This window comes from Endozoicomonas sp. ALB091, from assembly GCF_049310265.1.
Classification (GTDB): Bacteria; Pseudomonadota; Gammaproteobacteria; order Pseudomonadales; family Endozoicomonadaceae; genus Endozoicomonas.
This window is the reverse complement of the sequence record NZ_JBLYNQ010000001.1, coordinates 572,501-596,558: the sequence shown is the minus strand read 5'-3', so window position 1 is coordinate 596,558 and position 24,058 is coordinate 572,501. Positions and strand designations below refer to the sequence as shown.

General features: G+C 49.2%; 24 protein-coding genes and 2 rRNA genes (1 of these 26 only partly in view). 3 read left to right on the top strand and 23 right to left on the bottom strand.

The window, feature by feature from the left end:
- Nucleotide 1: 1 nt before the first annotated feature.
- From ACO6UX_RS02590 to ACO6UX_RS02525, 14 genes are all read right to left on the bottom strand, one after another.
- Nucleotides 2-1,021 carry an AAA family ATPase gene (locus ACO6UX_RS02590; RefSeq protein ID WP_422444566.1) on the bottom strand — a complete coding sequence of 340 codons (1,020 nt, stop codon included), beginning with the start codon at nt 1,019-1,021 and terminating at the stop codon, nt 2-4.
- A 139-nt stretch (nt 1,022-1,160) separates the two neighbouring features.
- Nucleotides 1,161-1,325: a hypothetical protein gene (locus ACO6UX_RS02585; RefSeq protein ID WP_422444564.1), complete on the bottom strand. Its 165-nt coding sequence runs from the start codon at nt 1,323-1,325 to the stop codon at nt 1,161-1,163.
- Between the two features lie 89 nt (nt 1,326-1,414).
- Entirely contained in the window at nt 1,415-2,647 is a 1,233-nt protein-coding gene (locus tag ACO6UX_RS02580) for an NAD(P)/FAD-dependent oxidoreductase (protein WP_422444562.1), read from the bottom strand.
- 230 nt (nt 2,648-2,877) lie between these two features.
- The gene (gene asd, locus ACO6UX_RS02575) at nt 2,878-3,864 is read right to left on the bottom strand and encodes an archaetidylserine decarboxylase (RefSeq protein WP_422444560.1); all 987 of its coding nucleotides are present in this window, start codon (nt 3,862-3,864) and stop codon (nt 2,878-2,880) included.
- Between the two features lie 288 nt (nt 3,865-4,152).
- A complete protein-coding gene (locus ACO6UX_RS02570; protein WP_163369859.1) occupies nt 4,153-4,578 on the bottom strand; it encodes a F0F1 ATP synthase subunit epsilon in 426 nt (141 codons plus the stop codon).
- A 75-nt stretch (nt 4,579-4,653) separates the two neighbouring features.
- The gene (gene atpD / locus ACO6UX_RS02565) at nt 4,654-6,030 is read right to left on the bottom strand and encodes a F0F1 ATP synthase subunit beta (RefSeq protein ID WP_101747441.1); all 1,377 of its coding nucleotides are present in this window, start codon (nt 6,028-6,030) and stop codon (nt 4,654-4,656) included.
- A 40-nt stretch (nt 6,031-6,070) separates the two neighbouring features.
- Nucleotides 6,071-6,931, bottom strand: a complete 861-nt coding sequence (gene atpG, locus ACO6UX_RS02560; RefSeq protein WP_101747442.1) for a F0F1 ATP synthase subunit gamma — start codon at nt 6,929-6,931, stop codon at nt 6,071-6,073.
- A gap of 99 nt (nt 6,932-7,030) precedes the next feature.
- A complete protein-coding gene (atpA, locus tag ACO6UX_RS02555) occupies nt 7,031-8,575 on the bottom strand; it encodes a F0F1 ATP synthase subunit alpha (RefSeq protein ID WP_209276722.1) in 1,545 nt (514 codons plus the stop codon).
- A gap of 186 nt (nt 8,576-8,761) precedes the next feature.
- On the bottom strand, nt 8,762-9,304 hold the full coding sequence (locus ACO6UX_RS02550) for a F0F1 ATP synthase subunit delta (protein ID WP_422444742.1): 543 nt from the start codon (nt 9,302-9,304) through the stop codon (nt 8,762-8,764).
- Nucleotides 9,305-9,315: 11 nt separating this feature from the next.
- Entirely contained in the window at nt 9,316-9,786 is a 471-nt protein-coding gene (locus ACO6UX_RS02545) for a F0F1 ATP synthase subunit B (RefSeq protein WP_101747445.1), read from the bottom strand.
- A gap of 125 nt (nt 9,787-9,911) precedes the next feature.
- Complete coding sequence (gene atpE / locus ACO6UX_RS02540; RefSeq protein ID WP_020581950.1) at nt 9,912-10,163, bottom strand: F0F1 ATP synthase subunit C; 252 nt, start codon at nt 10,161-10,163, stop codon at nt 9,912-9,914.
- A 111-nt stretch (nt 10,164-10,274) separates the two neighbouring features.
- Nucleotides 10,275-11,156, bottom strand: coding sequence for a F0F1 ATP synthase subunit A (gene atpB, locus ACO6UX_RS02535; RefSeq protein WP_422444556.1), 882 nt, complete (start codon nt 11,154-11,156; stop codon nt 10,275-10,277).
- Nucleotides 11,157-11,302: 146 nt separating this feature from the next.
- The gene (locus ACO6UX_RS02530; protein ID WP_422444554.1) at nt 11,303-11,788 is read right to left on the bottom strand and encodes an ATP synthase subunit I; all 486 of its coding nucleotides are present in this window, start codon (nt 11,786-11,788) and stop codon (nt 11,303-11,305) included.
- Between the two features lie 339 nt (nt 11,789-12,127).
- A complete protein-coding gene (locus ACO6UX_RS02525) occupies nt 12,128-13,030 on the bottom strand; it encodes a LysR substrate-binding domain-containing protein (RefSeq protein WP_422444552.1) in 903 nt (300 codons plus the stop codon).
- 862 nt (nt 13,031-13,892) lie between these two features.
- Here ACO6UX_RS02525 and ACO6UX_RS02520 point away from each other — a divergent pair.
- Nucleotides 13,893-14,546 carry an outer membrane beta-barrel protein gene (locus ACO6UX_RS02520; protein ID WP_422444550.1) on the top strand — a complete coding sequence of 218 codons (654 nt, stop codon included), beginning with the start codon at nt 13,893-13,895 and terminating at the stop codon, nt 14,544-14,546.
- A 50-nt stretch (nt 14,547-14,596) separates the two neighbouring features.
- Here the strand turns inward: ACO6UX_RS02520 and ACO6UX_RS02515 are convergent, their stop codons facing one another.
- From ACO6UX_RS02515 to ACO6UX_RS02500, 4 genes are all read right to left on the bottom strand, one after another.
- Nucleotides 14,597-15,769: a glutathionylspermidine synthase family protein gene (locus ACO6UX_RS02515; protein ID WP_422444548.1), complete on the bottom strand. Its 1,173-nt coding sequence runs from the start codon at nt 15,767-15,769 to the stop codon at nt 14,597-14,599.
- Nucleotides 15,769-16,305, bottom strand: a complete 537-nt coding sequence (locus tag ACO6UX_RS02510) for a DUF1190 domain-containing protein (RefSeq protein ID WP_422444546.1) — start codon at nt 16,303-16,305, stop codon at nt 15,769-15,771. The genes ACO6UX_RS02515 and ACO6UX_RS02510 overlap by 1 nt, the downstream gene beginning before the upstream one ends.
- Before the next feature lie 19 nt (nt 16,306-16,324).
- The gene (locus ACO6UX_RS02505; protein WP_101747451.1) at nt 16,325-16,735 is read right to left on the bottom strand and encodes a DUF350 domain-containing protein; all 411 of its coding nucleotides are present in this window, start codon (nt 16,733-16,735) and stop codon (nt 16,325-16,327) included.
- An 80-nt stretch (nt 16,736-16,815) separates the two neighbouring features.
- Nucleotides 16,816-17,475, bottom strand: coding sequence for a DUF2491 family protein (locus ACO6UX_RS02500; RefSeq protein WP_422444544.1), 660 nt, complete (start codon nt 17,473-17,475; stop codon nt 16,816-16,818).
- A 94-nt stretch (nt 17,476-17,569) separates the two neighbouring features.
- Between ACO6UX_RS02500 and ACO6UX_RS02495 the strand changes: the two genes are divergently transcribed.
- Nucleotides 17,570-18,202, top strand: a complete 633-nt coding sequence (locus tag ACO6UX_RS02495) for a LysE family translocator (RefSeq protein ID WP_422444542.1) — start codon at nt 17,570-17,572, stop codon at nt 18,200-18,202.
- On the opposite strand, the gene ACO6UX_RS02490 is transcribed toward ACO6UX_RS02495, so the two are convergent.
- The 3 genes from ACO6UX_RS02490 to ACO6UX_RS02480 form a co-directional block, all read right to left on the bottom strand.
- Nucleotides 18,203-18,892 carry a PspA/IM30 family protein gene (locus ACO6UX_RS02490; RefSeq protein ID WP_269672200.1) on the bottom strand — a complete coding sequence of 230 codons (690 nt, stop codon included), beginning with the start codon at nt 18,890-18,892 and terminating at the stop codon, nt 18,203-18,205.
- A 30-nt stretch (nt 18,893-18,922) separates the two neighbouring features.
- Nucleotides 18,923-19,549 (bottom strand): YjfI family protein, encoded by a 627-nt coding sequence (locus ACO6UX_RS02485; RefSeq protein ID WP_422444540.1) that lies wholly within the window; start codon nt 19,547-19,549, stop codon nt 18,923-18,925.
- A 155-nt stretch (nt 19,550-19,704) separates the two neighbouring features.
- Complete coding sequence (locus ACO6UX_RS02480) at nt 19,705-21,150, bottom strand: TrkH family potassium uptake protein (RefSeq protein ID WP_422444538.1); 1,446 nt, start codon at nt 21,148-21,150, stop codon at nt 19,705-19,707.
- 571 nt (nt 21,151-21,721) lie between these two features.
- Here ACO6UX_RS02480 and ACO6UX_RS02475 point away from each other — a divergent pair.
- On the top strand, nt 21,722-21,937 hold the full coding sequence (locus ACO6UX_RS02475) for a hypothetical protein (protein WP_422444536.1): 216 nt from the start codon (nt 21,722-21,724) through the stop codon (nt 21,935-21,937).
- A gap of 162 nt (nt 21,938-22,099) precedes the next feature.
- Here the strand turns inward: ACO6UX_RS02475 and rrf are convergent.
- Nucleotides 22,100-22,215, bottom strand: a 5S ribosomal RNA gene (gene rrf / locus ACO6UX_RS02470).
- A 148-nt stretch (nt 22,216-22,363) separates the two neighbouring features.
- Nucleotides 22,364-24,058 (bottom strand): 23S ribosomal RNA (locus ACO6UX_RS02465) (it continues 1,195 nt past the right edge of the window).

The window sequence follows — 24,058 nt, the reverse complement described above, 5'->3', positions numbered from 1 at the left end:
GTTACAGTGAGTTGATTTCATCAACCAGTCGATTCAGGTCAGTATCAATAAAAGCCTCTCCGGGTCCCATTACTGCAAGCTTTTCTTTCAGAGAGGGAATGGAGAAAAACGGGATAGCCCGGGTATACCCTTCCGCCGTTTTGTAGAGATACTGCACGCTTCTGGTTGCAATATCGTCCTCCATAAAATTGAGAATCATCGGGCTGTGAGTCGATACCAGAACCTGCTGCTCCGCCTGCACCAATGTATCAATCAAAAACTCGATAAGCTCTGGATTGATGCCGTTCTCAATCTCATCAAAGGCCATAAAACTGTGCTCGGTCATCAGCTGGGCCAGAATGGCCATAATTCGCAACATACCGTCGTTAACATGGCGAGCTTCCGTTGGCAGCTCCTGATGTTCGAAGACCTCGGCGATATTCAGTGCTTTCCAGCCGGATCGTATTGACCGGGTTTTAATCTCCTGAAGTCTTGGATAGGCCTTTTTCAAACGGTCCCGCAGTGCATTTTTATATTCCTGAGACATCTCATGGATATAGGCAGACATTCTTTGTCCACCCAACCCCATTTCTCCTTCACTGTTTCTGGCTTTTTGCCGCAAAAACTGGGGAGCCAGCAATTCCAGAGAACGAAATTGCCGGAAGAACAATTTGAACACTTTCAGCTCATCAGACAGCTCCTTGTCGAGCAACTGGGAAAGAATTGACCCCTGGTAGGAGAAACGGATGGGCTGGTGGATATTACCCAGGGTGTAAGCGCCATCAGCCACCGTAAGAAGCGTATACGTTGTGAAGTTCACACAATCCAGCACAATCTTTTCCTGGGTACAACGCTGCTGATCTGTGTTAAATACCGCTTCCCAGGTCGTCATGGACCCATCCATCAAGTGCATGCTCACGGTAAACAAGATCAGCTTCTTCCTGCTTTTGCCAAGGCGACTGGTCAGCTCAGAAGCTTTCCAGTCACGCTCTTCAAGCCATCCCTTAATATCACCTTTGACCTGTTGGGCCAGAAAATCCATAAACTGCAACACTGTGGACTTACCGGCACCATTGAGCCCTATCAGGCAGTTGAAGCTATGCAGGGATAGGTCAAACCCACCAGGGACTTGAAGTTTTCAACCCGGATATGGTCGATCCACATCGGATGTGTGTTGCCCATTATCCTTTCACTCCCGTCACGTCCTTCACATTAGCCAACAGTGTACCAAACTTGCCATAGTTCACCTTTACCCCATCATTCAGATCCAGGGCAATGCGTAGGTCGGTGAAGTGCCGCCACTGTTCGTCAAACTTACGCAATTCCAGCTGCTGGTTCTGACGCATACAGAACAATCGAAGTTTAGTGTGTACGATTCACTGTCTATGTGCATGATATATTGTTTACGTGCACGATTTATTAGGATTATACAAATTTATACGTACAGCCCGGCACAATATCCCGAAGCCCAGGCCCACTGGAAGTTGAACCCGCCGAGGTGGCCGGTGACATCCAGTACTTCACCCACAAAATAAAGACCTGGCTGGTTCTGGCTTTCGAAGGTTTTCGATGAAATATTGTTGGTAGCTACGCCGCCCAGAGTGACTTCGGCTTTTTTATAACCTTCGGTGCCCGCTGGCATAAATACCCAGGATTCCAGGTTTTCGGCCAGGCGTTGCAGCTCAGTTGCAGAAAACTGGTTCATGGGTTTACGACCACTGTCTGTCAATTTTTGCAGCTCTCCATAAGTGCATAGAGCGGTTGTCAGACGTTTGGTTAATTTATCTGAGAGTACTGAGCGAATTTCAGCCCTGGGTTTTGCTTCTCTGAGTTCATTCAACCAGTCCTCTATGGCGATACCCGGTAGCCAGTTGATGGAAACTTTATCGCCAGGCCGCCAGTAGGAGGAGATCTGCAATATGGCAGGCCCACTCAGCCCTCGGTGGGTAAAGAGGACATTCTCCCGAAAGCTCTGGCCATTGCAGCTGGCGATGACATCGGCACTCACACCGGATAACTCAATAAAGTGGGCCAGCCACTGTTTGTCCATGGTGAATGGCACCAGGCCTGGCACCCTTTCAATTAAATGATGACCGAACTGCTCGGCCAGTTCATAGCCAAGACCGGAAGCGCCCATGGTGGGGAATGACAAGCCACCGGTGGCCACTACTAACGATGTGCAGCGGATTTCTCCCAATGTCGTATCCAGCGTAAAGCCTTCTTCATCATCCAATGGTTTAACGTGATGTAATGCTGTCTTCAGGCGAGTGGCGACACCGGACTTTCTGCACTCTTCCACCAGCATCTCTACGATATCGCTGGATTGCTGGTTGCAGAACAGCTGCCCCAGGGTTTTCTCATGCCAGGGAATCTGGTGCTTATCCACCAGCGCCTGAAAATCCCACTGGGTGTAGCGGGCCAGTGCCGATTTACAGAAATGGGGATTTTGGGAGAGGTAGTTTGCCGGTTCAGCGTACATATTGGTGTAGTTGCAGCGGCCACCGCCGGAAATCAGAATTTTCTTGCCAATCTTATTGGCATGGTCGATGACCAGCACCTTTCGGCCGCGATCACCTGCCGTCAGTGCACACATCAACCCGGAAGCCCCCGCTCCAATAATAACGGCATCGTATTGCATGGATGGTAATAAGGGTTGATTTACTGGCATAGAGGTCTTGCATCTGATAATGGAAGGCGCGAACTATAGCGAATATAAGAAGAAGGTTCCAGAATCCGATTTTTTTGGCACAGAGTGCACATTCATCAAAACAAACAGCCATTTATGCATGGGAATACATCAGGGCTTTTTTTCCGGAAGCGGCTTCGGTCTCATTCAGGTGTATCATAGCGAAACCTCCTGACCAGTGACTGAGGATGATGTTTACCAGTTTTCTATGCTTATTTAAGAGAGCCTATTGCCTCTCCCATTTTAATTTTCTTACCTGTGATTAAACTCTCTTGCCAATCAACCTTATCTTTTCCAAAAAGACATATCACGGTTGAGCCAATACGAAACGCCCCCAGATCATCTCCAATACGAAAGGGTAAATCATTAAAACTCTTTTCATGAATGTGCGCACGCTTCCCACCTTTTCTATGAGGCTCAATTATCCCATTCTCCCAAACGGTTTCAATACTGGATACATTAATTGCCCCTACCATAATCATTGCCATAGGGCCCTGGGCTGTATCAAAAATACAAACTAACCGCTCATTCTTGACGAACAAATTATCAATATTTTTTGCCGATTTGGGACTAACGGAATATAGCTTACCCGGAATATGGATCGTCTTTTTCAGTTTGCCGGATATGGGCATGTGAAAACGGTGATAATCACCGGGTGATAAATAGATATTGGCAAAACTCCCCCCTTGGAAAGCATCAGAAAGCTCCTGATCTCCACCTAATAAATCTTTGATATTGTATGTATGCCCTTTGGCCTGGATAAGTTCTCCTGAATCTATTTTCCCGGCCTGGCTAATTGTTCCATCAACAGGTGAGGCAACTTCTGTCATTGAAGCAATGGGTCGTGCATCTTTTTCCAACTTTCTAGTAAAAAAGTCATTGAAACATTCAAAATCTTCAGCTCGCTTTTTAGTAGCCTCTTGAAGATTAATGTTATGCATCCAGATAAATTTGCGGATTAACCAGTTTTTTATAACCTTTGTTTTGCATTCAGCTAATTTTCCAAACAGGTTGGAGAAAGTTTTGTGTGGTAACTTCATCTGAAGCTTAATCGTCAGTTTTTCAAAAGAGTTTGCTGCCATTTTTCTTACTTTCAATCCTGCCCATTTTTTCTTTCTGCCTTTTGTCTTATGAGCATCTTCAGGACTAAAAGTAACTTGCCGAGCGGTTTTTTCAGGTATGATAGCTGATGAGTTCATAATTAATTCTTCCTTGATTTATTGAGTACTTCAACAAATTAATCAGGTTGATGTGAAGTAATTATCCACTATTGAGTTATTACTCAAATGCTTGGTATAGGTTTGCCCATAAGAAGTGTCTTGATACGATAAGGTAAGCTCACTAAATACTATTTACTATTAAACTTTAGTCTCCATAAAGTAGCGTTATTTGTTAACTCAATGATTAATAAGATAAAAATCAAGATATGATTTCATCATAAAAAAACCCTGCAAAAGCAGGGCTCTTTGACAGCACAAGAACTGAACTTATTTGCCCAGTTTCTTGCGAACCGCCTGAAGGGTTCTGAGCTGGGCAGCCGCTTCAGCCAGTTGGGTGGCTGCCCTGGAGTAGTCGAATTCGCCACTTTGGTGTTCCAGGGCTTTTTCTGCCTGACGCTTGGCTTCTTCAGCCGCCGCTTCATTCATGTCGTCGGCTCGCAGTGCCGTATCCGCCAGGATCTTGACCTGGTTTGGCTGGACTTCCAGGAAGCCACCGGACACGTAGAAAACCTCTTCTTCACCATTTTGGGTAATGAGTCGGATCGGTCCGGGTCTCAGTTCGGTCAGCAGCGGAGTATGCCCTGGGGTAATGCCCAGGTCTCCCATGGAGCCGGTAGCAATCAACATCTCTACCTGACCTTTGAAGATCTCCTGCTCGGCACTAACGATGTCACAATCTACGGTTGATGCCATTGGGTGCTATCTCCTCAGAATTGCCCACTGCCCGCCTCCCGTAGGAACATGCGTCTTTTCGGGCAGCGGTCTTATTTACATAGACTTGGCTTTTTCAACCGCTTCGTCAATGGAACCGACCATATAGAAAGCCTGTTCTGGCAGCGCATCAAACTCACCTTCCAGAATGCCCTTGAAGGCACGAATGGTGTCTTTCAATGGCACATATTTACCCGGAGAGCCGGTGAATACTTCTGCTACGAAGAAGGGCTGAGACAGGAATCGCTCAATCTTACGGGCGCGGGATACGGTCTGCTTGTCTTCTTCAGACAGTTCGTCCATACCCAGAATGGCAATGATGTCTTTCAGCTCTTTATAGCGCTGCAGTACTGTCTGCACACCACGGGCAACGTCGTAGTGCTCCTGGCCAATGACCAGAGGGTCCAGCTGACGGGAGGTGGAGTCCAGTGGGTCAATCGCCGGGTAGATACCCTTGGAAGCGATATCACGGCTCAGTACTACGGTGGCATCCAGGTGGGAGAATGTCGTTGCAGGGGATGGGTCAGTCAAGTCATCCGCCGGTACGTATACCGCCTGAATAGATGTGATGGAACCGGTCTTGGTGGAGGTAATACGTTCCTGCAGTACGCCCATCTCTTCCGCCAGGGTTGGCTGGTAACCTACCGCAGACGGCATACGGCCCAGCAGTGCCGATACTTCGGTGCCCGCCAGGGTGTAACGGTAGATGTTATCAATGAACAGCAGTACGTCACGGCCTTCATCACGGAATTTTTCCGCCATGGTCAGACCGGTCAGGGCGACACGCAGACGGTTTCCGGGTGGCTCGTTCATCTGGCCGTACACCAGCGATACTTTGTCGATAACGTTGGAGTCGGTCATTTCATGGTAGAAGTCGTTACCTTCCCGGGTACGCTCACCGACACCGGCAAATACCGAGTAACCGGAGTGCTCGATGGCGATGTTGCGGATCAGCTCCATCATGTTGACGGTTTTACCCACACCGGCACCACCGAACAGACCCACCTTACCACCTTTGGCAAATGGGCAAACCAGGTCGATGACCTTGATCCCGGTTTCCAGCAGCTCGTTGGTGGCGGCCTGGTCCGCGTAACTGGGTGCCTTACGGTGAATGGCCGCTCTCTCTTCTTCCCCGATAGGGCCTTTTTCATCAATAGGATTACCCAGGACGTCCATGATACGTCCCAGGGTTTTGGTACCCACTGGCACCTGAATCGGTGCTCCCGTGTTGGCAACGTTCAAACCACGGGCAACCCCTTCGGTAGAACCCATGGCAATGGAACGAACGACACCATCACCCAGCTGCTGCTGAACTTCCAGTACCAGATCCTTTCCATCAACATTCAGTGCGTCATACACTTTGGGCACGCTGTCCCGTGGGAATTCGACGTCGATGACGGCACCGATAATTTGTACGATACGACCGCTACTCATAGTCTTTCCTCACCCCTTAATCTTTTAAACGGCCACGCTTTTAAACAGCCGCAGCACCGCTGACAATTTCAGACAATTCCTGTGTGATCGCAGCCTGACGGGCCTTGTTGTAGACCAACTGCAGGTCATCAATCAGGTTTCCGGCGTTATCGGTGGCACTCTTCATGGCCACCATTCGAGCCGCCTGTTCACAGGCATTATTTTCAACCACCGCCTGGAACACCTGAGACTCGATATAACGTACCAGCAGACCATCCAGCAGCTCTTTGGCATCAGGCTCATACAGGTAGTCCCAGGGTCTCTTCAGGGACGCGTCATCATCCGGTACCAATGGCAGCAGTTGCTGCACTTGCGGCGTTTGGGTCATGGTGTTGACGAAGTCGTTGTGCACCACAAACAGACGGTCAATTTGCCCCTCGTCGTAACGGTCCAGCATCACTTTGACCCCGCCAATCAGGTCGGCAATGTTGGGTGAGTCCCCAATATGCGCCATGGCTGCCACGACGTTACCACCATAGCTGCGAAAAAAGGCGGCAGCCTTGCTGCCAATCAGACAGAGGTCGATGCCGACACCCTGGTCAGTCCACGCCTTCATGCTTTCTACGGTCTTCTTGAACAGGTTAATGTTCAAGCCACCGCAGAGACCACGGTCAGTAGAGACGATAATGAAGCCAACCCGTTTGACGTCACGCTCAACCATAAAGCTGTGTTCGTACTCTGCATTCGCGTTGGCGATGTGTCCTACCACCTGACGAATACGCTCAGCATAGGGGCGGCTGGTTTCCATCCGCTCCTGGGCCTTACGCATCTTGCTGGCAGCCACCATTTCCATGGCGCTGGTAATTTTCTGTGTGCTTTTAATGGACGATATCTGCGTCCGTATCTCTTTTGCCCCGGCCATAATCAGTTTCCAGTTGTCAGTGATCAGTGGTCAGTTATGGGTGGCCAGTTGCCAGTCAGGCTGTTCACTGCCCACTGACAACTGCCCACTGACAACTGATCACCATGTCTGGGTGGCCTTGAACTTCTCAATGACTTCTTTAAGGCCTGCTTCAATCTCGCCGTTGTAGTCCCCGGACTCATTGATGGTCGCCATCAGCGCACTGTGCTCAGCGTTGGCATAGCTGATCAGGGCGGCTTCAAAGTCACCAATCTTGTTCAGGGCCACATCTGCCAGGAACCCTTTCTCAGCGGCAAAGATAACCAGTCCCATTTCCGCTACCGACATGGGGGCGTACTGGGTCTGTTTCATCAGCTCAGTAACCCGCTGACCATGCTCCAGCTGCTTACGGGTGGCTTCATCCAGGTCAGAAGCAAACTGGGCAAACGCCTGCAGTTCACGGTACTGGGCCAGGGCCAGACGGATACCACCGCCGAGCTTCTTGATGATCTTGGTCTGGGCTGCACCACCTACCCGCGATACCGAGACACCGGCGTTCATGGCAGGACGGATACCGGCGTTGAACAGGTCGGTTTCAAGGAAGATCTGACCATCGGTAATGGAGATAACGTTGGTGGGTACGAAGGCCGATACGTCACCCGCCTGGGTTTCGATGATGGGCAGTGCGGTCAGGGAACCGGTCTTGCCTTTTACTTCACCGTTGGTGAACTTCTCAACGTAATCCGCGTTCACCCGTGCCGCACGCTCCAGCAGACGGGAGTGCAGGTAGAAGACATCGCCAGGATAAGCTTCACGGCCCGGTGGACGACGGAGCAGCAGGGAAATCTGACGATAAGCCCAGGCCTGTTTGGTCAGGTCATCGTAGACGATCAGGGCATCTTCACCACGGTCACGGAAGTATTCCCCCATGGAGCAGCCGGCAAACGGTGCCAGGAACTGCATGGCCGCCGGATCAGCCGCACCGGCTGCCACCACAATGGTGTGGTCCATGGCACCGTGCTCTTCCAGCTTGCGCACCACGTTGGCAATGGTGGACTGCTTCTGACCCACAGCAACATAGACACACTTAACGCCGGTGCCTTTCTGGTTAATGATGGCGTCGATCGCCAGGGCGGTTTTACCGGTCTGACGGTCACCGATGATCAGCTCACGCTGGCCACGGCCGATGGGCACCATGGAGTCAACGGCCTTGTAGCCGGTCTGCACCGGCTCATCCACCGACTGACGGGCAATAACGCCGGGTGCTACTTTTTCCAGGGGAGAGGTTTGCCCGGTTTGCAAGGCACCTTTACCATCAATGGGGTTACCCAGGGCATCAACCACACGCCCGAGCAGTTCATTGCCCACGGGTACTTCAAGAATTCGACCGGTGCACTGAACGGTCTGGCCTTCCGCCAGATCGCCGTAGTCACCCAGGACCACTGCACCGACAGAGTCACGCTCAAGGTTCAGTGCCATACCGTAGACATTGCCCGGGAACTTGATCATCTCCCCGTACATGGCATCCGCCAGACCATGAATACGTACAATACCGTCAGTTACGCTGACAATCGTGCCCTCATTCTGGGCTTCACTGGACACATCAAGCTGCTCGATTCTGCTCTTGATGATGTCACTGATCTCGGAAGGATTCAGTTGCTGCATAGCTTACCTGCCCCACTTAACCACAAACGTACAGTTTTATTGATTCTCAACCCGATGGCTTATTCCGCCCTGGGCACTATTGCTGTTGGCACCTGACAGAAGCCTGAGTGAAAAACTGCACCTTTGGGCTCATGAGCGCCGCGGCCTCCTACTCTCTATTGTTGAGCTCAAGGCTGTATTGATTACTCAGGAAATCATCGCATCGGCGAGCTTGCCCAGCCGGGCACGGAGACTGCCATCAATGACCAGGTCACCCGCTTTGACGATAACGCCACCTAAAATGCTACTGTCGATCTCTGTCACCAGTTGCACAGAACGTCCAAGTCTGGCCGCCATTTTTTCTGCCAGTTTATCTTGCTGCTCCTGACTCAGGGGATACGCTGACGTCACCTGCACCTGCTGGGAACGTTCTTCTTCCGCTCTCAACCGGGCAAACAGGACAGCGATTTCAGGCAGCAGTTGCAGACGACGATGTTCTGACAATACCCGAAGATAATTCTCAAACGGCTGATCCAGTGAACCGTCGCCCTGACACAGTCCGATAATGGTTTCTGCCTGTTGCGCACCACTCAGTTGCGGATTGCCCAGCAGCTCAACCACTTTCTGGTATGCACTCACACTGGCACAGAGCGACAGCATGTCAGACCATTCGCTCAAACGTGATGCATCACGGGCATATTCAAATGCCGCTTTGGCGTAGGGACGGGCACAGGTTGTTAATTCCATGATCTCCAGCCCTCTTAAAGTTCCGCCGCCAGATCATCAACCAGCTTGCTGTTCGCTGCCTCGTCCAGACGTTCACCCAGAATCCGTTCAGCACCGGCAATAGCGAGGCTTGCCACCTGCGTACGCAATGCTTCACGAGCCCGGTTAGCGTCCTGCTCAATTTCAGCAGCAGCAGCGGCCTTCAGGCGGTCACCTTCAGCCCGGGCCTGTTCTTTGGCTTCATCGACAATCTGGTTTGCGCGCTTGTTGGCTGACTCAATGATGCCCTGGGCTTCAGCTCTTGCTTCTTTCAGCAGGTCAGCAACCTTGTCATTGGCCTGAGCCAGGTCTTTTTCTGCTTTATCAGCAGCAGCCAGACCATCGGCTATTTTTTGCTGTCGGTCACTCAGCGCTTTGGTCAGAGGTGGCCACACATATTTCATGCAGAACCACACAAAGAACATAAAAGCGATGGATTGGCCGATCAGAGTTGCATTTAAATTCACGCCAACACCTCTTTTAGTTAATGTCGTTGGCTCCTTTCAGAGCCTGGCCTTTTCTCAACGCAGGTCGGCTCCCAGGGGAACCGACCTGCGTGGCTTGGCACCTGGTCGGGCATTAACGTCTTTGCTTAGAGCAGTCCAACGAACGGGTTAGCAAAGGTGAAGAACAGGGCAATACCAACGGCAATCATTGGGATCGCATCCAGCAGACCCGCAACGATGAACATTTTGGTTTGCAGCATAGGCGCAGTTTCCGGCTGACGGGCAACCCCTTCCAGGAATTTGCCGCCCAGCAGGGCAAAGCCAATACCCGTTGCCAGCGCCGCTACACCCAGCATGATGGCAACACTGATTACTGTCAGACCAACTACCAGTTCCATATTTCCTCCCGACTTTTCAGGTCGTGTGTTGTGAGATTCAGTGGTTAGTTAAAGTTAATTTATCCAGTGGGCAGCGCTCCTGACAGGATATGCTGCCCGGTTACCTTTCACTCAGTGATCTTCATGAACGCTGCTCAGATAAACAATGGTCAGGGTCATGAAGATGTAAGCCTGAAGGGTAATAACCAGAATGTGCAGAACAGCCCAGCCAAAATGCAGTGGCAGCTGTGCCCAGCCAATCATGGCAATCAGGATAAATATCAGTTCACCGGCATACATATTGCCGAACAGTCGCAGCCCGAGGGAAACGGGTTTGGCTAACAGGGACACCGTTTCCAGCAGCAGGTTGACAGGAATCAGAATAACCTTCGCCAGCGGATTCTTGCTGGAGAATGGGTGCAGCGCCAGATCAGAAAACAGGCCAGACACACCTTTCACCTTGATCCAGAAGAAGAGCATCAGGAAGAAGACACTGATCGACATCGACATGGTGATGTTCGGATCCGTCGATGGCACGATCTTCATGTAGGGAATGCCTGCCAGTGTTGCCAGACCGGGAATCCAGTCCACAGGAATCAGGTCCATCAGGTTCATGAAGAAGATCCAGACAAAAATGGTCAGGGCCAGGGGGGCAATCAGTGGGTTTTTGCCATGGAAGGATTCGCGAACGCTGGTGTCCACAAATTCGACAATGGATTCAATGGCATTTTGCAGCTTACCGGGAACACCGGCAGTCGCATTTTTGGCCACAAAGCGGAACAGGAGAACAAACACAAAGCCGAGGAATACCGACCAGAGCATGCTGTCTACATGAATTGCCCAGAACCCCATTTCTTTGGCTTCAGCGGGGGTCAGGGCAAAAGTCCAGGTTGGCTCGGTCAGAACCCCCTGAGGATGCCCATAAGCATCAATTCGCTGATAACCAGCAGGCAGCTGACCATACGTCAAATTCTGCAAGTGGTGCTGTATGTATTCAGTAGCAGTATTTGCCATGGCTAATCCTGTTAATCATCCATTACATTGTCAATATCAAAGCTGCCAGGAGCCTGATCTGAAATCAGACAAAGCCGTAAGCAGCTTTTCCACTTAAACACTTTTCAGCAATCAACCGCCATGGGCGGGGCGTTGTTTACCAACCATTACTTGACTGGCTTTTGCCGACGAACCACCAGCAATGGAGCAAACCAGCTGACTGCCTGAACCATGATAAAGGTTCCAAACAGTGCCAGGGGTTCCAGTGGTTTAACCAGGGTAAACACCAGAATAAAACCCGCTGTGGTCAGTACCAGTTTGCCAGCTTCTCCACGGTAAAATGAGCTGACAATCAGTTTTGCCGAGCGTGCGCCGCGATAGCGGAACGCTCGCCATACAAAATACGCATTGGGCAGTGAGCAACAGAGTCCTCCCAGAAACGAAGACAATGTAAAAGTGATTCCCAGAGGAAGCAGTGCCAGGGCCAGCACCGCAGATACCACCAACTGGGCGACAATAACACGATGCACTGGTGGCTGTTGGAGCCACATGTATTGACGATGATCAGAACGACCGGACTTGCGGCTGGCAAATCCAGACCAGTCATCACGACCCATTGCTATCTGCTGCTTCCAGGCTTTTGCTTCTGACATACTTCCGTTAACTACTGCTCAGTTATCTTTCCCCGCTTTCATCAGGAAAAGGGGGAGCAAAAGATTATTGCATGCACACCGCGTAAAATTTTGTTGGATTATGTCATCACCTGTTATTTGATTGATGATTTCTGACATCCCAGCGGCCGCAGTATATGGGTAATAGTACCTATATTCAACCGAAACCATACCTGCCAATTAATATTTCACAAAGTCATAAAACATAGAATTCGGTAGAACAGCCGGTCAGCACGCGCCGTATAAGGGAAAGGGGAATATGCCCTGACATTTAGCCGGTAAAAGCAGCGTCTGAGAAATCAAATGCCCTGTGTATAAAAATCAAACGTTTTCAAAGGGCTTGCTTGCAAGGATGAATTGGCACAGCTGAGTAAAAACTGCACTTTTGTACTTTCTCTTATGGGTCAATAGATAAAAATGACGCTTCAGGTTCAGCCCTGTCACCCCAATCGTTGCCATATGCCCGGTATCCAGAGTGGACTTTGCCGCCAGACTTGAAATACAGGCGATACCAACACCGTCACTGACCGCCTGTTTCACCGCTTCTGAACGGTTCAGCACCATGGCAACCTTAGGCGACGGCAGCTGAGTAGCAATCATCTCATCAAACAGTTCCCGCGTACCCGAGCCCGGTTCTCTTAATACCCACAGCTCATTGGCCAGTGAAGAGAGTGGAATATTGCCCTTATTGGCCAATGGATGATCCGGGCTGCAAATAACCACCAGCTCATCTTCCAGCCATGTGGTTACCTCGATATCCGGATGCAGGCAGACACCCTCGACGACCGCAAGATCTGTCTTGAAATCCAGCAGCTGCTGCTCAATGACGCGGGTATTATCAATTTCCAGATCAATTCTGATACCTGGATAACTTTCCCGGAATCGGGCAAGCATTTTGGGCAACAGGTTATTGCCTATGGTGGAGCTGGCATTCAAAACCAGAGAACCCGACTCATAGGATCCATCCCCGGCAAACTGGTTTTCCAGCTCCTTTGCGCGATCAATCAATTCGGATGCCTTTGGCAACAGGGCACGACCGGAATCATTCATCTTCAGACCTGCGCCCTGATTACGGTCAAACAGTGTCCCCAGGTGCTTTTCCAGTTCCGATAACGCCATGCTGGCCGCCGGTTGGGAAATATGCAAACTCTCAGCAGCACCAGTCACCCTTCCGTACTGAGCCACCGCCCGAAATATTTCCAACTGACGAAGCGTAATATGCATTTAATGTACAGCCTATCCATCAACAGAATCAAGGCATAAGAATACTTGATAGGCTCACAAAGTATTATTGATTTTTATAATAATTTCACCGACATATACTGAAATTATCGTTATCCCATCACTGAATTTATTCAGTTAATTCGAGTTGTATCATGAAGAACAGTGGTATCAGCGGCTGGGTTGAGCTGAAGAAACAGACCCCCTATTTTGAAACGATAGTAACTTGCAGACGCATTCTCAGAAAGACAACGCCGTGGAATGATATGGCACTCTTCTTTAAAGAAGCTGACAAGCATATTAAATAGAGCTCAATTGATATCCAGGCAAAGTTATGAATATCAGCCACTTTTCTGTGGCTTTTTTGTCATCATCACAACAAAACGCATAATGCATCAAGCTAGAACAACCGCTATCAATGTTAATCTGATAATTCTAAAAAAACATTAAAAACAAATATTATTGAACAACAATAAAGTTACATAACTGTTTTAGTGACATATTTTAATATTCAAAATATATTCAAGACATCTACCTTAGCAATCAAATTCAAAAGAAAAATTTTACCTGTTTCTTAATTTACACTCCCCGTGTTTATGCTTTAGAACCAACCACCCTTAATAAAAATTGTTCTTTAGTACACCAAATGAAAATGGCAGAAACCAAATTTGTGTTCTATATAAACTCACTGATTAATAACGAAACGCTGTTTTTAATATTTACTCTGAGTTCAAACTTTAAGGTGTCCTATCTTATTTACTCAGAAATTAAACTATTTTAGCAACGCTTCCTTATTTCGAGCCTGATCTATTGCACATAGATAAGGCTTGTAATTTCTTGTACACACATTTGATATGGAATAACCATGAAAAAGATAACGTCACTATTAACCGCGCTTGCGGTTTCTGCAGTTTCTTCATTTGCCCTGGCTACCGGGTGGGATGATGGCTGGTCGGAGAATGATATTTTTGTTGGCCTTGAAGGAGGCTATGCCAAGACCAAAGTGAAGCTTGACGGTTCCGGCACATCGGTTGATGACAGTGACAATACTGGCTTTTTCGGGCTTCGCCTTGGCGGCTTTATGGATGACGAGGCCAGAGTCTATTTCACTGCTGGTTATCTTAAGCCGAAAGACGCTCAATGGGGCTCTAACGGTGTCGATTTTAAAGTTCACGACATTAAGCAGCTTAACCTTCTGGTTTCTGCCGATTATCTATTTATGCCTGAATGGGATGTTCAGCCGTTTGTTGGTTTAACCCTTGGTGCCACAGAAACAAAAGCCAGTGGTTCCTTTACTACTCCCGACGACAAGACAGTTGAAGACAGTTTTAAAAAGAAATGGGGTTTTGCCTACGGAGCCCAGGCAGGTGTAATTTATCAGATTGACAATATCGATCTGGAAGCTGGCGTAAAATACCTGACCAACGGCATTTCTAACCATTTCCAGGGGCTTGAGGATACCAAACTGAAAGTAAACGACTCTTGCCAAGCTTACGTTGCCGCATCCATCCACTTTTAAATGACTCACCAAAGGCCCTGCTCCGTTATGAAGTCAGGGTCTTTTTTTAACTACTCCCTGATCACATGCGGCACAAACCTTGAGCTGTCCCTGGTTATCACCGAGTTATCTTCCCTTATACCAATGCCTGCCGGACGATCAGCAATAACCCAGCTGCCGATCAGCGTGTGGTTTCCGGCAAATACCGGCAGAGGCTGATATTTCTGTAGAACATAGCCACTATCGACATAGGGCCCATCAACGGTCACCGTCGTCTTACCATTGTCCATCACCGCGATGTTTGCACCTTCTCTGGAAAAAACCGGTTTCTTAACGTAATGACTTCCCAGGTCATCTCCCGGTTTTTCATCCTCGAAATAGCAGGGTAAAAGATTAGGGTGTCCTTTGAATTCCTGCCACAGAAGGGGAAGGATTGCCTTATTTGACAGAATGGCCTTCCACGGAGGTTCAAAAAATAATGTATCGCTGCCCGGAAGGTAACTCCCGAACGCTTCTTCAAACATAAACTCCCAAGGGTAGAGTTTAAACATTCCGGGAATGGTTCTATCTTCCAGGTCGGTAAACTGGCCCTCCGGACTGATACCGATGTCCTCAGTGTAAATAAACTGTGTACCAAGTCCTGCCTGAACAGCACAGTCACGGAAGTATTCAACCGTTCCATAGTCTTCTTCGGAGTCTTGACTGCAAGAGAAGTAAAGTGGCTCACCGGCCATCTTCTGCTTTTTCAGTAACACCAGTGCTTCAATCAGCATTTCCTGAATGATATTGAACTGATCGATCTCTGGCGGAAGCTTCTTCTCTTCCACCATCTGCTCCAGCCAGAGCCATTGAAAAAAAGCAGACTCATATAATGACGTAGGCGTGTCTGCGTTATATTCATAGAACTTTGCAGGTGATTGACCATCGTAGGAGAAATCCATTCGTCCATACAGATGGGAATCCCTTCTCAACCAGGACTCACGCACATAGTCCCAGAAAAATCGGGGAATTCGCAGACGCTCCATCAGTTGTTCTGAATTCACAGCTTTATCCACAAGGTGCAGGCACATCTGGTGGATCTCTGCGGTAGGATCTTCAATATCCTGCTCGACCTGCTTTATAGTGAACTGATAATAAGCAGTCTCATCCCAATAGGCTTCCCCACCAATGGTGTGGAACTTAAACCCAAGGGACTCCGCCAGTCTGGTCCAATCTTTTCTTGGCGCAGAGGTAATACGCAGCATTATCCCCCCCAGCTTCCTCTTGCGGCAGAACGGCTGCCAAAACCACCACGCTTCATAGTAGTACTTTTTATTGAAGGCTTGGTCAAAGAAGGCTTGGCCGTTGCTTTTTTATCAACGATGACCTTTCCCTGCTGATAACTGCTGCCAACCCTATCGTAGTTACCCGTCCGGAAAAAACCGCCGCTCCCAAGATAGAGAGGAATAACCGTAAAAGAGCTTCTGCTCGAGCCAGGCTCTGCGGCAAGCATAAAGCCTTCCATGGTTGGAATATACTCTCCGGAAGCCAGTTGCTGGCATGTCGTGCCGAAGTCCTGCTGGCAGTCTGAGGCGGCATTATATTTGGGTGCCATCATTAAATGGTTCTGCCAGGCCTTGTTGTGTTCATACCGGCAAACTGAATCGGATATCACGCCATCACTGATGCAACTGGCTACGTCTTTATAAACCAGCGCTTCTCTGGCGGAATCTGTGCAGCCACTGAGCACAAACGGAGCGGTTCCCATAATGGCAAGCTGCAACTTCTTTGAACGCTTCATTATTCCCTTAACTCCGGTACTAATAGGTCAAACAGGCAGCGTTCAATAAACCGGCTGCGATTGATACTCCCCCCAGCCAGATACCAGAAGCCAGCTTATTGTCTGCAATATGCTCTGAGATTTGCGGAATAAACAGTCTTAGTCCAAAAAATGTAGCCAACTGAACAATCAGGGCAACACCGCCCCAGAGCGCCATATCCACCAGGTCAATCGAGTTTTCAATGACACTGGCCAGGGGCAGAACAAAGCCGATTAAACTGCCAGCAAAAGCAATGGCAGCAGCCGGCACATCCGCCCTGATCAATTTCATCTCTTCATGGGGAGTACACCAAGTGTAAACCAGGACATAAATCCCCGTTAATACCAGCGCAACGGCAAAATAGGCAAGAAAAAGAGGAACTCCGGCTAAATAGTCGGTAATGGCGATCATATTGTTACATCCTGAACATTATTGGAACTGACTGACAAGGATACCCTTGCCAGACCGGAAATTCATTCATGCCGTATTGGTCAAGTGATCGTCATGGCTGAAAGATCAAGATCAAACCCTAAACTTACGACAGCTGTTGCTTCATCCTCACCACTGAACTCAAGGGACGCCAGAAGATACTCATAACGCTCACTGCCACTGATTTGTCGCTGATAGAGCATGGCCAGATGGTCTACATCATAAGCCGTTACCGACTCATCACGACTGTGAACCGTTTCCGTGAAATTGACCGGTTCAATCCGACCGGGAACCGCCTCATCCCAGACCCGGCGGTAATCTGTTTCATTCAGCTCAAAGTGCTTATCACCAATCAAACCGGAGTCACTGACCCAAAGGCTCGCACCGCTCTCACTGGCAATATTATGGGTTTGTGCAAAGACAAAGAATTTTATGTCATCAATGTTCTGCGTTTCATAACCGCCACTGGTTGATATCTGAATAAAGCCATCATCCGACGTATAAAAGCGGCACAGCGAAGCACCGGCCCCTAAATCAATGAAGCCTGCTGCCTCAATCGTCTGAATCCCTTCTGGCAAGGTGAATCCCAACTGCTCACGGATCATCTGGAAAGGTAACAAATCCAATTCAACCGCAGTTCCCAACCGCAAATTAAGCGGCGATGGTAAAACAACACTCTTGCTTTCGTCTTCTTTCTTACGCTTAAACCAGTCAAAGATCATAAAAACAAACCACCCTTTGAAACGCTTGATAGAGAAATCGGGACTATACTCTTAAACCCCTGACAGATGGCTACGAATAGAAAGAGAACGTGTTATGTCTGAGTCATCACTGGCGCTATTTCTGATAGCGACCCTGATCCTTTCCCTGGCTCCGGGTCCGGATTTACTGTATATCACCACCCGTGGGCTTTCCCAGGGAGCCATGGCTGGATTCATTTCTGCACTGGGTGTGCATACCGGTGTGCTTATCCATACTATCATTGCATCTCTCGGGCTATCTGCCCTGATAGCCTCATCCACCATGGGCTTTTCGCTGATTAAATATGCCGGGGCGGCTTATCTCTGTTACCTGGGAATCGGAACGCTCTTTTTTTCGAAAGGTGAGCATAGCAATGAACAGTGTATTTCCAACGCCGCCCTGAAAAAGATTTTTTATCAGGGTGTGATTACAGATGTGCTGAATCCGAAAGTCATTCTTTTTTTTCTGGCTTTTTTTCCACAATTCATTGATCCGTCGAGCCCCTCGGCTCACATTGATATCTTAATGCTTGGCCTGACGTTTGTGCTGGTAGCCTTTCCGATTGATGCAGCTGTTGGGCTGTTTGCTGGCAGTGTTGGCAAACAAATACTCCACTGCAAGCAACGCATGCAGTGGGGCAAATGGATGACTGGCTCAGCGTTCATTCTTCTCGGCATCGGGACCGCGTTTACCTCACCCCCATCATGACTAACCCTGACGAGCCTTCAGACGTTCCAATACGCTGGAGGCATCAGCATCACCCTTGGTGATACCCGCCGCCTTGAGTTTGGCCTGCAGATCATTCTCAGCAGTATCACCGGAAAGTTCACTGGCCGCTTCCATCTGGGCAGCCCTCTCTGCCTGCCGTTGTTTGATTCGTTCCAGAGAATCCGTTGCCGTCGCCATTTTTGAGTTAACACCGCTGTGTTTGGCGGCACAGGCAGCCTGTGCTTTTTGTACGGACTCTGTCGCTTTAACCGTATCAACCTGCTGCTTGAGACGACGAAGGTTGGCTTCTGCATCCGTAATGGCCTTTTTCAGGCTGACGATGCTGCCCGCAAAGCTCTTTTCCATTTCCAGTTCTGAATGAAGCTGCGCCTCATACTCGGCAATCTTGCTGGCAACGTCTGTGGCCAGCGATTCATCGCCCTGATCCAGGGCTTTTATGGCGTAGCCTTCATATTCAGCCACTTTTTCCTTCAGCTCGGCACACTTTTGTGAGGAGAGTTTTTGCTTGGCCATGATGCCAGCCAACTGAGTCTTGGACTGCTGCAGCTGATCACTCGCCTCACGAATTTCCTGATCCAGAATACGCAAAGCATTGCTGTCTGCAATCGCTTCACCGACTTCGTTGGTCGCCCCTTTCAGGGCCGTCATCACTTTACTCCAAATGCTCATGGTATTTACCTGTTTTAATGCTTGATGGTATTAAGCCACTGACTCAGAAGTCAGGTGATTCCCATAGGCTTCTGTCGCCTTGATGGCATTGGCTGCCAGTGTTTCTATTTCCTGCACGATATTCTGCAGTGAAGACGATGAACTCAGTGCACCAAAAATGGTGTAGTACTCATTGCCATCCGGAAAGCGATCCAGACTGATCGTCGACAGCGGAAATAATTTGTGAGTACGCAAAACCTCATCATTTAACGCAACCGGGTCCTTGACCAGTGAAAAAGGCCAGAGCACCGCATCGGCAATGATCTGCTCCCCGGAAACCGTCAGGTAGATAGGCAGATCACCAAACTCAACCATACTGATTTCCAGACAGGGCTCAGTCCCATCCACCAGATTCAACACCGCATTACCACTGGTACTCAGTGGGTCATTAGCCAACGCTTCGTATAAGCTTTGAATCGTCCAAACACTTGATGACTGGGTCATGATGGTAGGTCCTGGTGGTTGATAGGAATCGATTTGCCGTAGTTGCTGCTCAATGTCCCGCAGCAGGCTGGCGTTTTCTGGCATAATCCAGATTTCTTTTTTTACCAGCCCCTGCTCTCTCATCCTGGAGCGAAACTGTCGCTGATAATGTGCAGCGTTTTTCCGCAAGGCCATGAATGAACTCTCTGTATTAGTGGATTGCCTGACCAGTTCAGTGATCAGGCAATCCATTACATGTAACAAATATTACATGTAATATAAAGGTCGTATTGTTTTTTTCAACTGCCTGCTATGTAAACTTTTTATCACGCTTGCGAAAAGATAGCGTCTTATCGTCGCCAATACGCCGACGTAAACATCACCAGAACGGTAATGACCTCCAATCGTCCCATCAGCATGCCCGCTGCCAATACCCACTTGGCCATATCAGGCAGTGGTGCAAAGTTACCGGAAGGACCAATAATGTCTCCAAGCCCCGGCCCAACGTTGGCAATGGCTGTGACCGCTCCTGTCAGGCTGGTAATAAAGTCCAGCCCCATCAAACTGAGTAGCAGTGTGATGATGCCTGTCAGCATCAGAAAGAAAAAAGTAAACCCGACAAATGAGCGAATAATATCAGAGGTCAGTGGCTGACCATTGTATTTCATGCTGAAGCAGGCCCGGGGGTGGCTCAACAGCTTCAGCTGCACATTAAGCAGCCTCAGCCCCAGCTGAAAGCGAAAGATCTTTACACCGCCAGTGGTAGAGCCTGAGCAACCGCCAATAAAACTCAGGAAGAAAAACGAAGCTCCGGCAAAGCCTCCCCACATTGAGTAGTCGGTAAGGGCAAAGCCAGTGGTACTTATGACAGATGTCGTATTGAAGGCAACCAGATTCAGTGCAGCAAAAACGCCGTAGTCAGAGTTCAGCACTAACCAGGCTGTCATGGTGACCCAGAGAATCCCAATCAGCTTAAGAAAGCCCCGAACCTGACAATCTTTCCATAACGGCTCGGCATTACCCGACAGAAATCTTACTAACAGAACAAAGGGAAGACTGCCCAGCAACATAAAAATGATGCCAGCCCAGTGGATGACAGGGGTGTCAAAATGTGCCATTGATGCATCGGAGGTGGAGAAACCACCGGTTGAGAGCGTTGCCATTGCGTGGTTGATGGCTTCAAAAGCCGTCATTCCTCCCATGTAATAGGCCATGGCACACAATGCGCTCAACCCCAGGTATATCTGAACGATCCGCTTGGCAATCACACCGGATCGGGGCATTACTTTTTCCGACCAGTCGGAAGACTCACTCTGAAACAGACGCATACCACCCACCTTAAGAAAAGGCAGAACCGCAACCGCCATGACAATAAAGCCAATCCCCCCCAACCATTGAAGGACTGAGCGCCACATCAAAATACCCGGATTCATATTATCCAGACCGACCAGCACCGTAGAGCCCGTGGTGGTAATGCCTGACATGGTTTCAAAGAATGCATCAGTAAAGCTGATTTCTGTTTCAAAAATAAAAGGCAGCGCACCAAACACACAGACCAATATCCAGCTTGAGTTGGTCAGCAGGAAAACCTCCCTGGACCGGAATCCAAAGACTTCTGTTTTGCACGACCAGCATAAGATACCACCCACGACAAACGTCAGCAGTGGCGACAGTGTGAAAGCCAGGTAGTGAGCAGGCGTATTAAAAAAAATATTGGTAAACAGCGGGATGCACATCAGTGCCGCCAGCGTCATCAATAAAAGTCCAATGACGTATAGTACAGGTTTGTAATGCATGGTCTTAAAGAAACTTGAGAGCTTTTGCGTTTTGTTCTCGAAAAATAATGATCTGGCTCATCAGGCCTATGGTCTGAAACTTTTTTTGGTTCAGCAGGTCTGAATGACGGGAAAACAGCCAACGGCCAATTATCAGAAAACATTATTATCAGTATGCGCAGGTGTGTCTGTAAAAGCTTACACCTAGCCATTCTGTATATTCCCATACCAATCCATGAGCTAGGAGGCTGTCCGAGAATAGACTGCCCTACTGCGGTGGCAGCAAATTGGTCTAAAAGGTCGGAAATTTTTAGCAAATAGAACCACTATTCACTAAAAATTTCCGACTTTTTATCCTCAATTTTCTGCCATCCTCGCTACGGGCGCTATTCTCGGACAGCCTCCTAGATGATGGGGGAGAAGTCATTGTATCAACCGTCTTAACACAACGGCTGACTATGAAAAACTGAGGTAAATCACCACAGAGGTTGAATAGTTATGGGTACAGACATACATGCATACGCTGAGTTCAGAAATAATTTTGGGCAATGGGAAGAAATCCCGGACTATAAACCTTTAAGCGATCGCGATTATGGTGTTTTTTCATTTGTTGCCGGTGTTCGTTTCAGAAACGACTTCCTATAACTATGACAAGCCCTTGCGAGACAGAAACATTGAAGCGGCTCATGTTCCAGAAGAGTTCGTTACTCATACTGTCAGAGAGGCTCTGGGTGAAGGTTATTTTCAGGACCTGGCCCAACTACAAAAGAGTAAAGCAGAGCGCATCGTCTTTTGGTTTGATTCATGACCCTGCAGATCTGCAAGCCCATGGGAACAGTAGTATCTGAACTCTTACCCTACTCCTTCGTGACTAAACAACAACCTGACTGCATACTTGCCAACAAAAAAATCCCGATAAATTGCTTTATCGGGATTTTCAGCCTTGAGCGTACTCAAGGTAAATAATGGTGCCTGGCGATGACCTACTCTCACATGGGGAGACCCCACACTACCATCGGCGATCGGTCATTTCACTGCTGAGTTCGGGATGGGATCAGGTGGTTCTAACCTTCTATGGTCGCCAGGCTAATTAGATACTAGAGACTAGAAACCAGTCTCTAGATGGAATCCTTTAATTAAGCTGCTTTCTTGCTTCACACTCTATGCGTATGGCTCCAACTGACAACTGGCCACTGACCACTGTCAACTGATTCGCAAATCGCTTTGGCGTTATATGGTCAAGCCGCACGAGTCATTAGTATTGGTTAGCTCAATGCCTCACAGCACTTACACACCCAACCTATCAACGTCATAGTCTTTAACGGCTCTTCAGGACTCTCTAGGAGTCAGGGAAGTCTCATCTTGAAGGGGGCTTCCCGCTTAGATGCTTTCAGCGGTTATCCCGTCCGAACATAGCTACCGGGCAATGCGTCTGGCGACACAACCCGAACACCAGTGGTCCGTCCACTCCGGTCCTCTCGTACTAGGAGCAGCTCTTCTCAAACTTCCAACGTCCACGGCAGATAGGGACCGAACTGTCTCACGACGTTCTAAACCCAGCTCGCGTACCACTTTAAATGGCGAACAGCCATACCCTTGGGACCGGCTTCAGCCCCAGGATGTGATGAGCCGACATCGAGGTGCCAAACACCGCCGTCGATGTGAACTCTTGGGCGGTATCAGCCTGTTATCCCCGGAGTACCTTTTATCCGTTGAGCGATGGCCCTTCCATGCAGAACCACCGGATCACTAAGACCTGCTTTCGCACCTGCTCGAGATGTACCTCTCGCAGTCAAGCGTGCTTGTGCCTTTACACTAACCGTACGATGTCCGACCGTACTTAGCACACCTTCGTGCTCCTCCGTTACTCTTTGGGAGGAGACCGCCCCAGTCAAACTACCCACCACACAATGTCCCCGATCCCGTTTCGGGACCCGGGTTAGAACCTCAATATTGCCAGGGTGGTATTTCAAGGATGGCTCCACGATGACTGGCGTCACCGCTTCAAAGCCTCCCACCTATCCTACACAAGCAACATCAAGATCCACTGTGAAGCTGTAGTAAAGGTTCACGGGGTCTTTCCGTCTAGCCGCGGATACGCTGCATCTTAACAGCGATTTCAATTTCACTGAGTCTCGGGTGGAGACAGCGTGGCCATCGTTACGCCATTCGTGCAGGTCGGAACTTACCCGACAAGGAATTTCGCTACCTTAGGACCGTTATAGTTACGGCCGCCGTTTACCGGGGCTTCGATCAAGAGCTTCTCCGAAGATAACCCCATCAATTAACCTTCCGGCACCGGGCAGGCGTCACACCGTATACGTCCACTTTCGTGTTTGCACAGTGCTGTGTTTTTAATAAACAGTCGCAGCCACCTGGTATCTTCGACCAGCCTCAGCTTACGGAGCAAGTCCGATCACCAAAGCCGGCGCACCTTCTCCCGAAGTTACGGTGCCATTTTGCCTAGTTCCTTCACCCGAGTTCTCTCAAGCGCCTTGGTATTCTCTACCTGACCACCTGTGTCGGTTTGGGGTACGGTCCCTTCTGACCTGAAGCTTAGAAGTTTTTCCTGGAAGCATGGCATCAATCACTTCAGTTCCGTAGAACCTCGTCATCAATTCTCGGCCTTGAGGATCCGGATTTGCCTGGATCCCCGGCCTACGATCTTAAACGCAGACAACCAACGCTGCGCTGACCTAGCCTTCTCCGTCACTCCATCGCAGTCAGAAGGGGTACAGGAATATTGACCTGTTTCCCATCGATTACGTCTTTCGACCTCACCTTAGGGGCCGACTCACCCTGCGCCGATTAGCGTTGCGCAGGAACCCTTGGTCTTCCGGCGGGGGAGCTTCTCACTCCCCTTGTCGTTACTCATGTCAGCATTCGCACTTCTGATACGTCCAGCATGCTTCTCAACACACCTTCAACC

Excerpts from the sequence above, each read along its gene's own strand:
- ACO6UX_RS02590 (WP_422444566.1), bottom strand. The coding sequence starts at position 1,021 with ATGGATTTTCTGGCCCAACAGGTCAAAGGTGATATTAAGGGATGGCTT.
- ACO6UX_RS02585 (WP_422444564.1), bottom strand. The coding sequence starts at position 1,325 with ATGCGTCAGAACCAGCAGCTGGAATTGCGTAAGTTTGACGAACAGTGG.
- ACO6UX_RS02580 (WP_422444562.1), bottom strand. The coding sequence starts at position 2,647 with ATGCCAGTAAATCAACCCTTATTACCATCCATGCAATACGATGCCGTT.
- asd (WP_422444560.1), bottom strand. The coding sequence starts at position 3,864 with ATGAACTCATCAGCTATCATACCTGAAAAAACCGCTCGGCAAGTTACT.
- ACO6UX_RS02570 (WP_163369859.1), bottom strand. The coding sequence starts at position 4,578 with ATGGCATCAACCGTAGATTGTGACATCGTTAGTGCCGAGCAGGAGATC.
- atpD (WP_101747441.1), bottom strand. The coding sequence starts at position 6,030 with ATGAGTAGCGGTCGTATCGTACAAATTATCGGTGCCGTCATCGACGTC.
- atpG (WP_101747442.1), bottom strand. The coding sequence starts at position 6,931 with ATGGCCGGGGCAAAAGAGATACGGACGCAGATATCGTCCATTAAAAGC.
- atpA (WP_209276722.1), bottom strand. The coding sequence starts at position 8,575 with ATGCAGCAACTGAATCCTTCCGAGATCAGTGACATCATCAAGAGCAGA.
- atpE (WP_020581950.1), bottom strand. The coding sequence starts at position 10,163 with ATGGAACTGGTAGTTGGTCTGACAGTAATCAGTGTTGCCATCATGCTG.
- atpB (WP_422444556.1), bottom strand. The coding sequence starts at position 11,156 with ATGGCAAATACTGCTACTGAATACATACAGCACCACTTGCAGAATTTG.
- ACO6UX_RS02530 (WP_422444554.1), bottom strand. The coding sequence starts at position 11,788 with ATGTCAGAAGCAAAAGCCTGGAAGCAGCAGATAGCAATGGGTCGTGAT.
- ACO6UX_RS02525 (WP_422444552.1), bottom strand. The coding sequence starts at position 13,030 with ATGCATATTACGCTTCGTCAGTTGGAAATATTTCGGGCGGTGGCTCAG.
- ACO6UX_RS02520 (WP_422444550.1), top strand. The coding sequence starts at position 13,893 with ATGAAAAAGATAACGTCACTATTAACCGCGCTTGCGGTTTCTGCAGTT.
- ACO6UX_RS02515 (WP_422444548.1), bottom strand. The coding sequence starts at position 15,769 with ATGCTGCGTATTACCTCTGCGCCAAGAAAAGATTGGACCAGACTGGCG.
- ACO6UX_RS02510 (WP_422444546.1), bottom strand. The coding sequence starts at position 16,305 with ATGAAGCGTTCAAAGAAGTTGCAGCTTGCCATTATGGGAACCGCTCCG.
- ACO6UX_RS02505 (WP_101747451.1), bottom strand. The coding sequence starts at position 16,735 with ATGATCGCCATTACCGACTATTTAGCCGGAGTTCCTCTTTTTCTTGCC.
- ACO6UX_RS02500 (WP_422444544.1), bottom strand. The coding sequence starts at position 17,475 with ATGATCTTTGACTGGTTTAAGCGTAAGAAAGAAGACGAAAGCAAGAGT.
- ACO6UX_RS02495 (WP_422444542.1), top strand. The coding sequence starts at position 17,570 with ATGTCTGAGTCATCACTGGCGCTATTTCTGATAGCGACCCTGATCCTT.
- ACO6UX_RS02490 (WP_269672200.1), bottom strand. The coding sequence starts at position 18,892 with ATGAGCATTTGGAGTAAAGTGATGACGGCCCTGAAAGGGGCGACCAAC.
- ACO6UX_RS02485 (WP_422444540.1), bottom strand. The coding sequence starts at position 19,549 with ATGGCCTTGCGGAAAAACGCTGCACATTATCAGCGACAGTTTCGCTCC.
- ACO6UX_RS02480 (WP_422444538.1), bottom strand. The coding sequence starts at position 21,150 with ATGCATTACAAACCTGTACTATACGTCATTGGACTTTTATTGATGACG.
- ACO6UX_RS02475 (WP_422444536.1), top strand. The coding sequence starts at position 21,722 with ATGGTGTTTTTTCATTTGTTGCCGGTGTTCGTTTCAGAAACGACTTCC.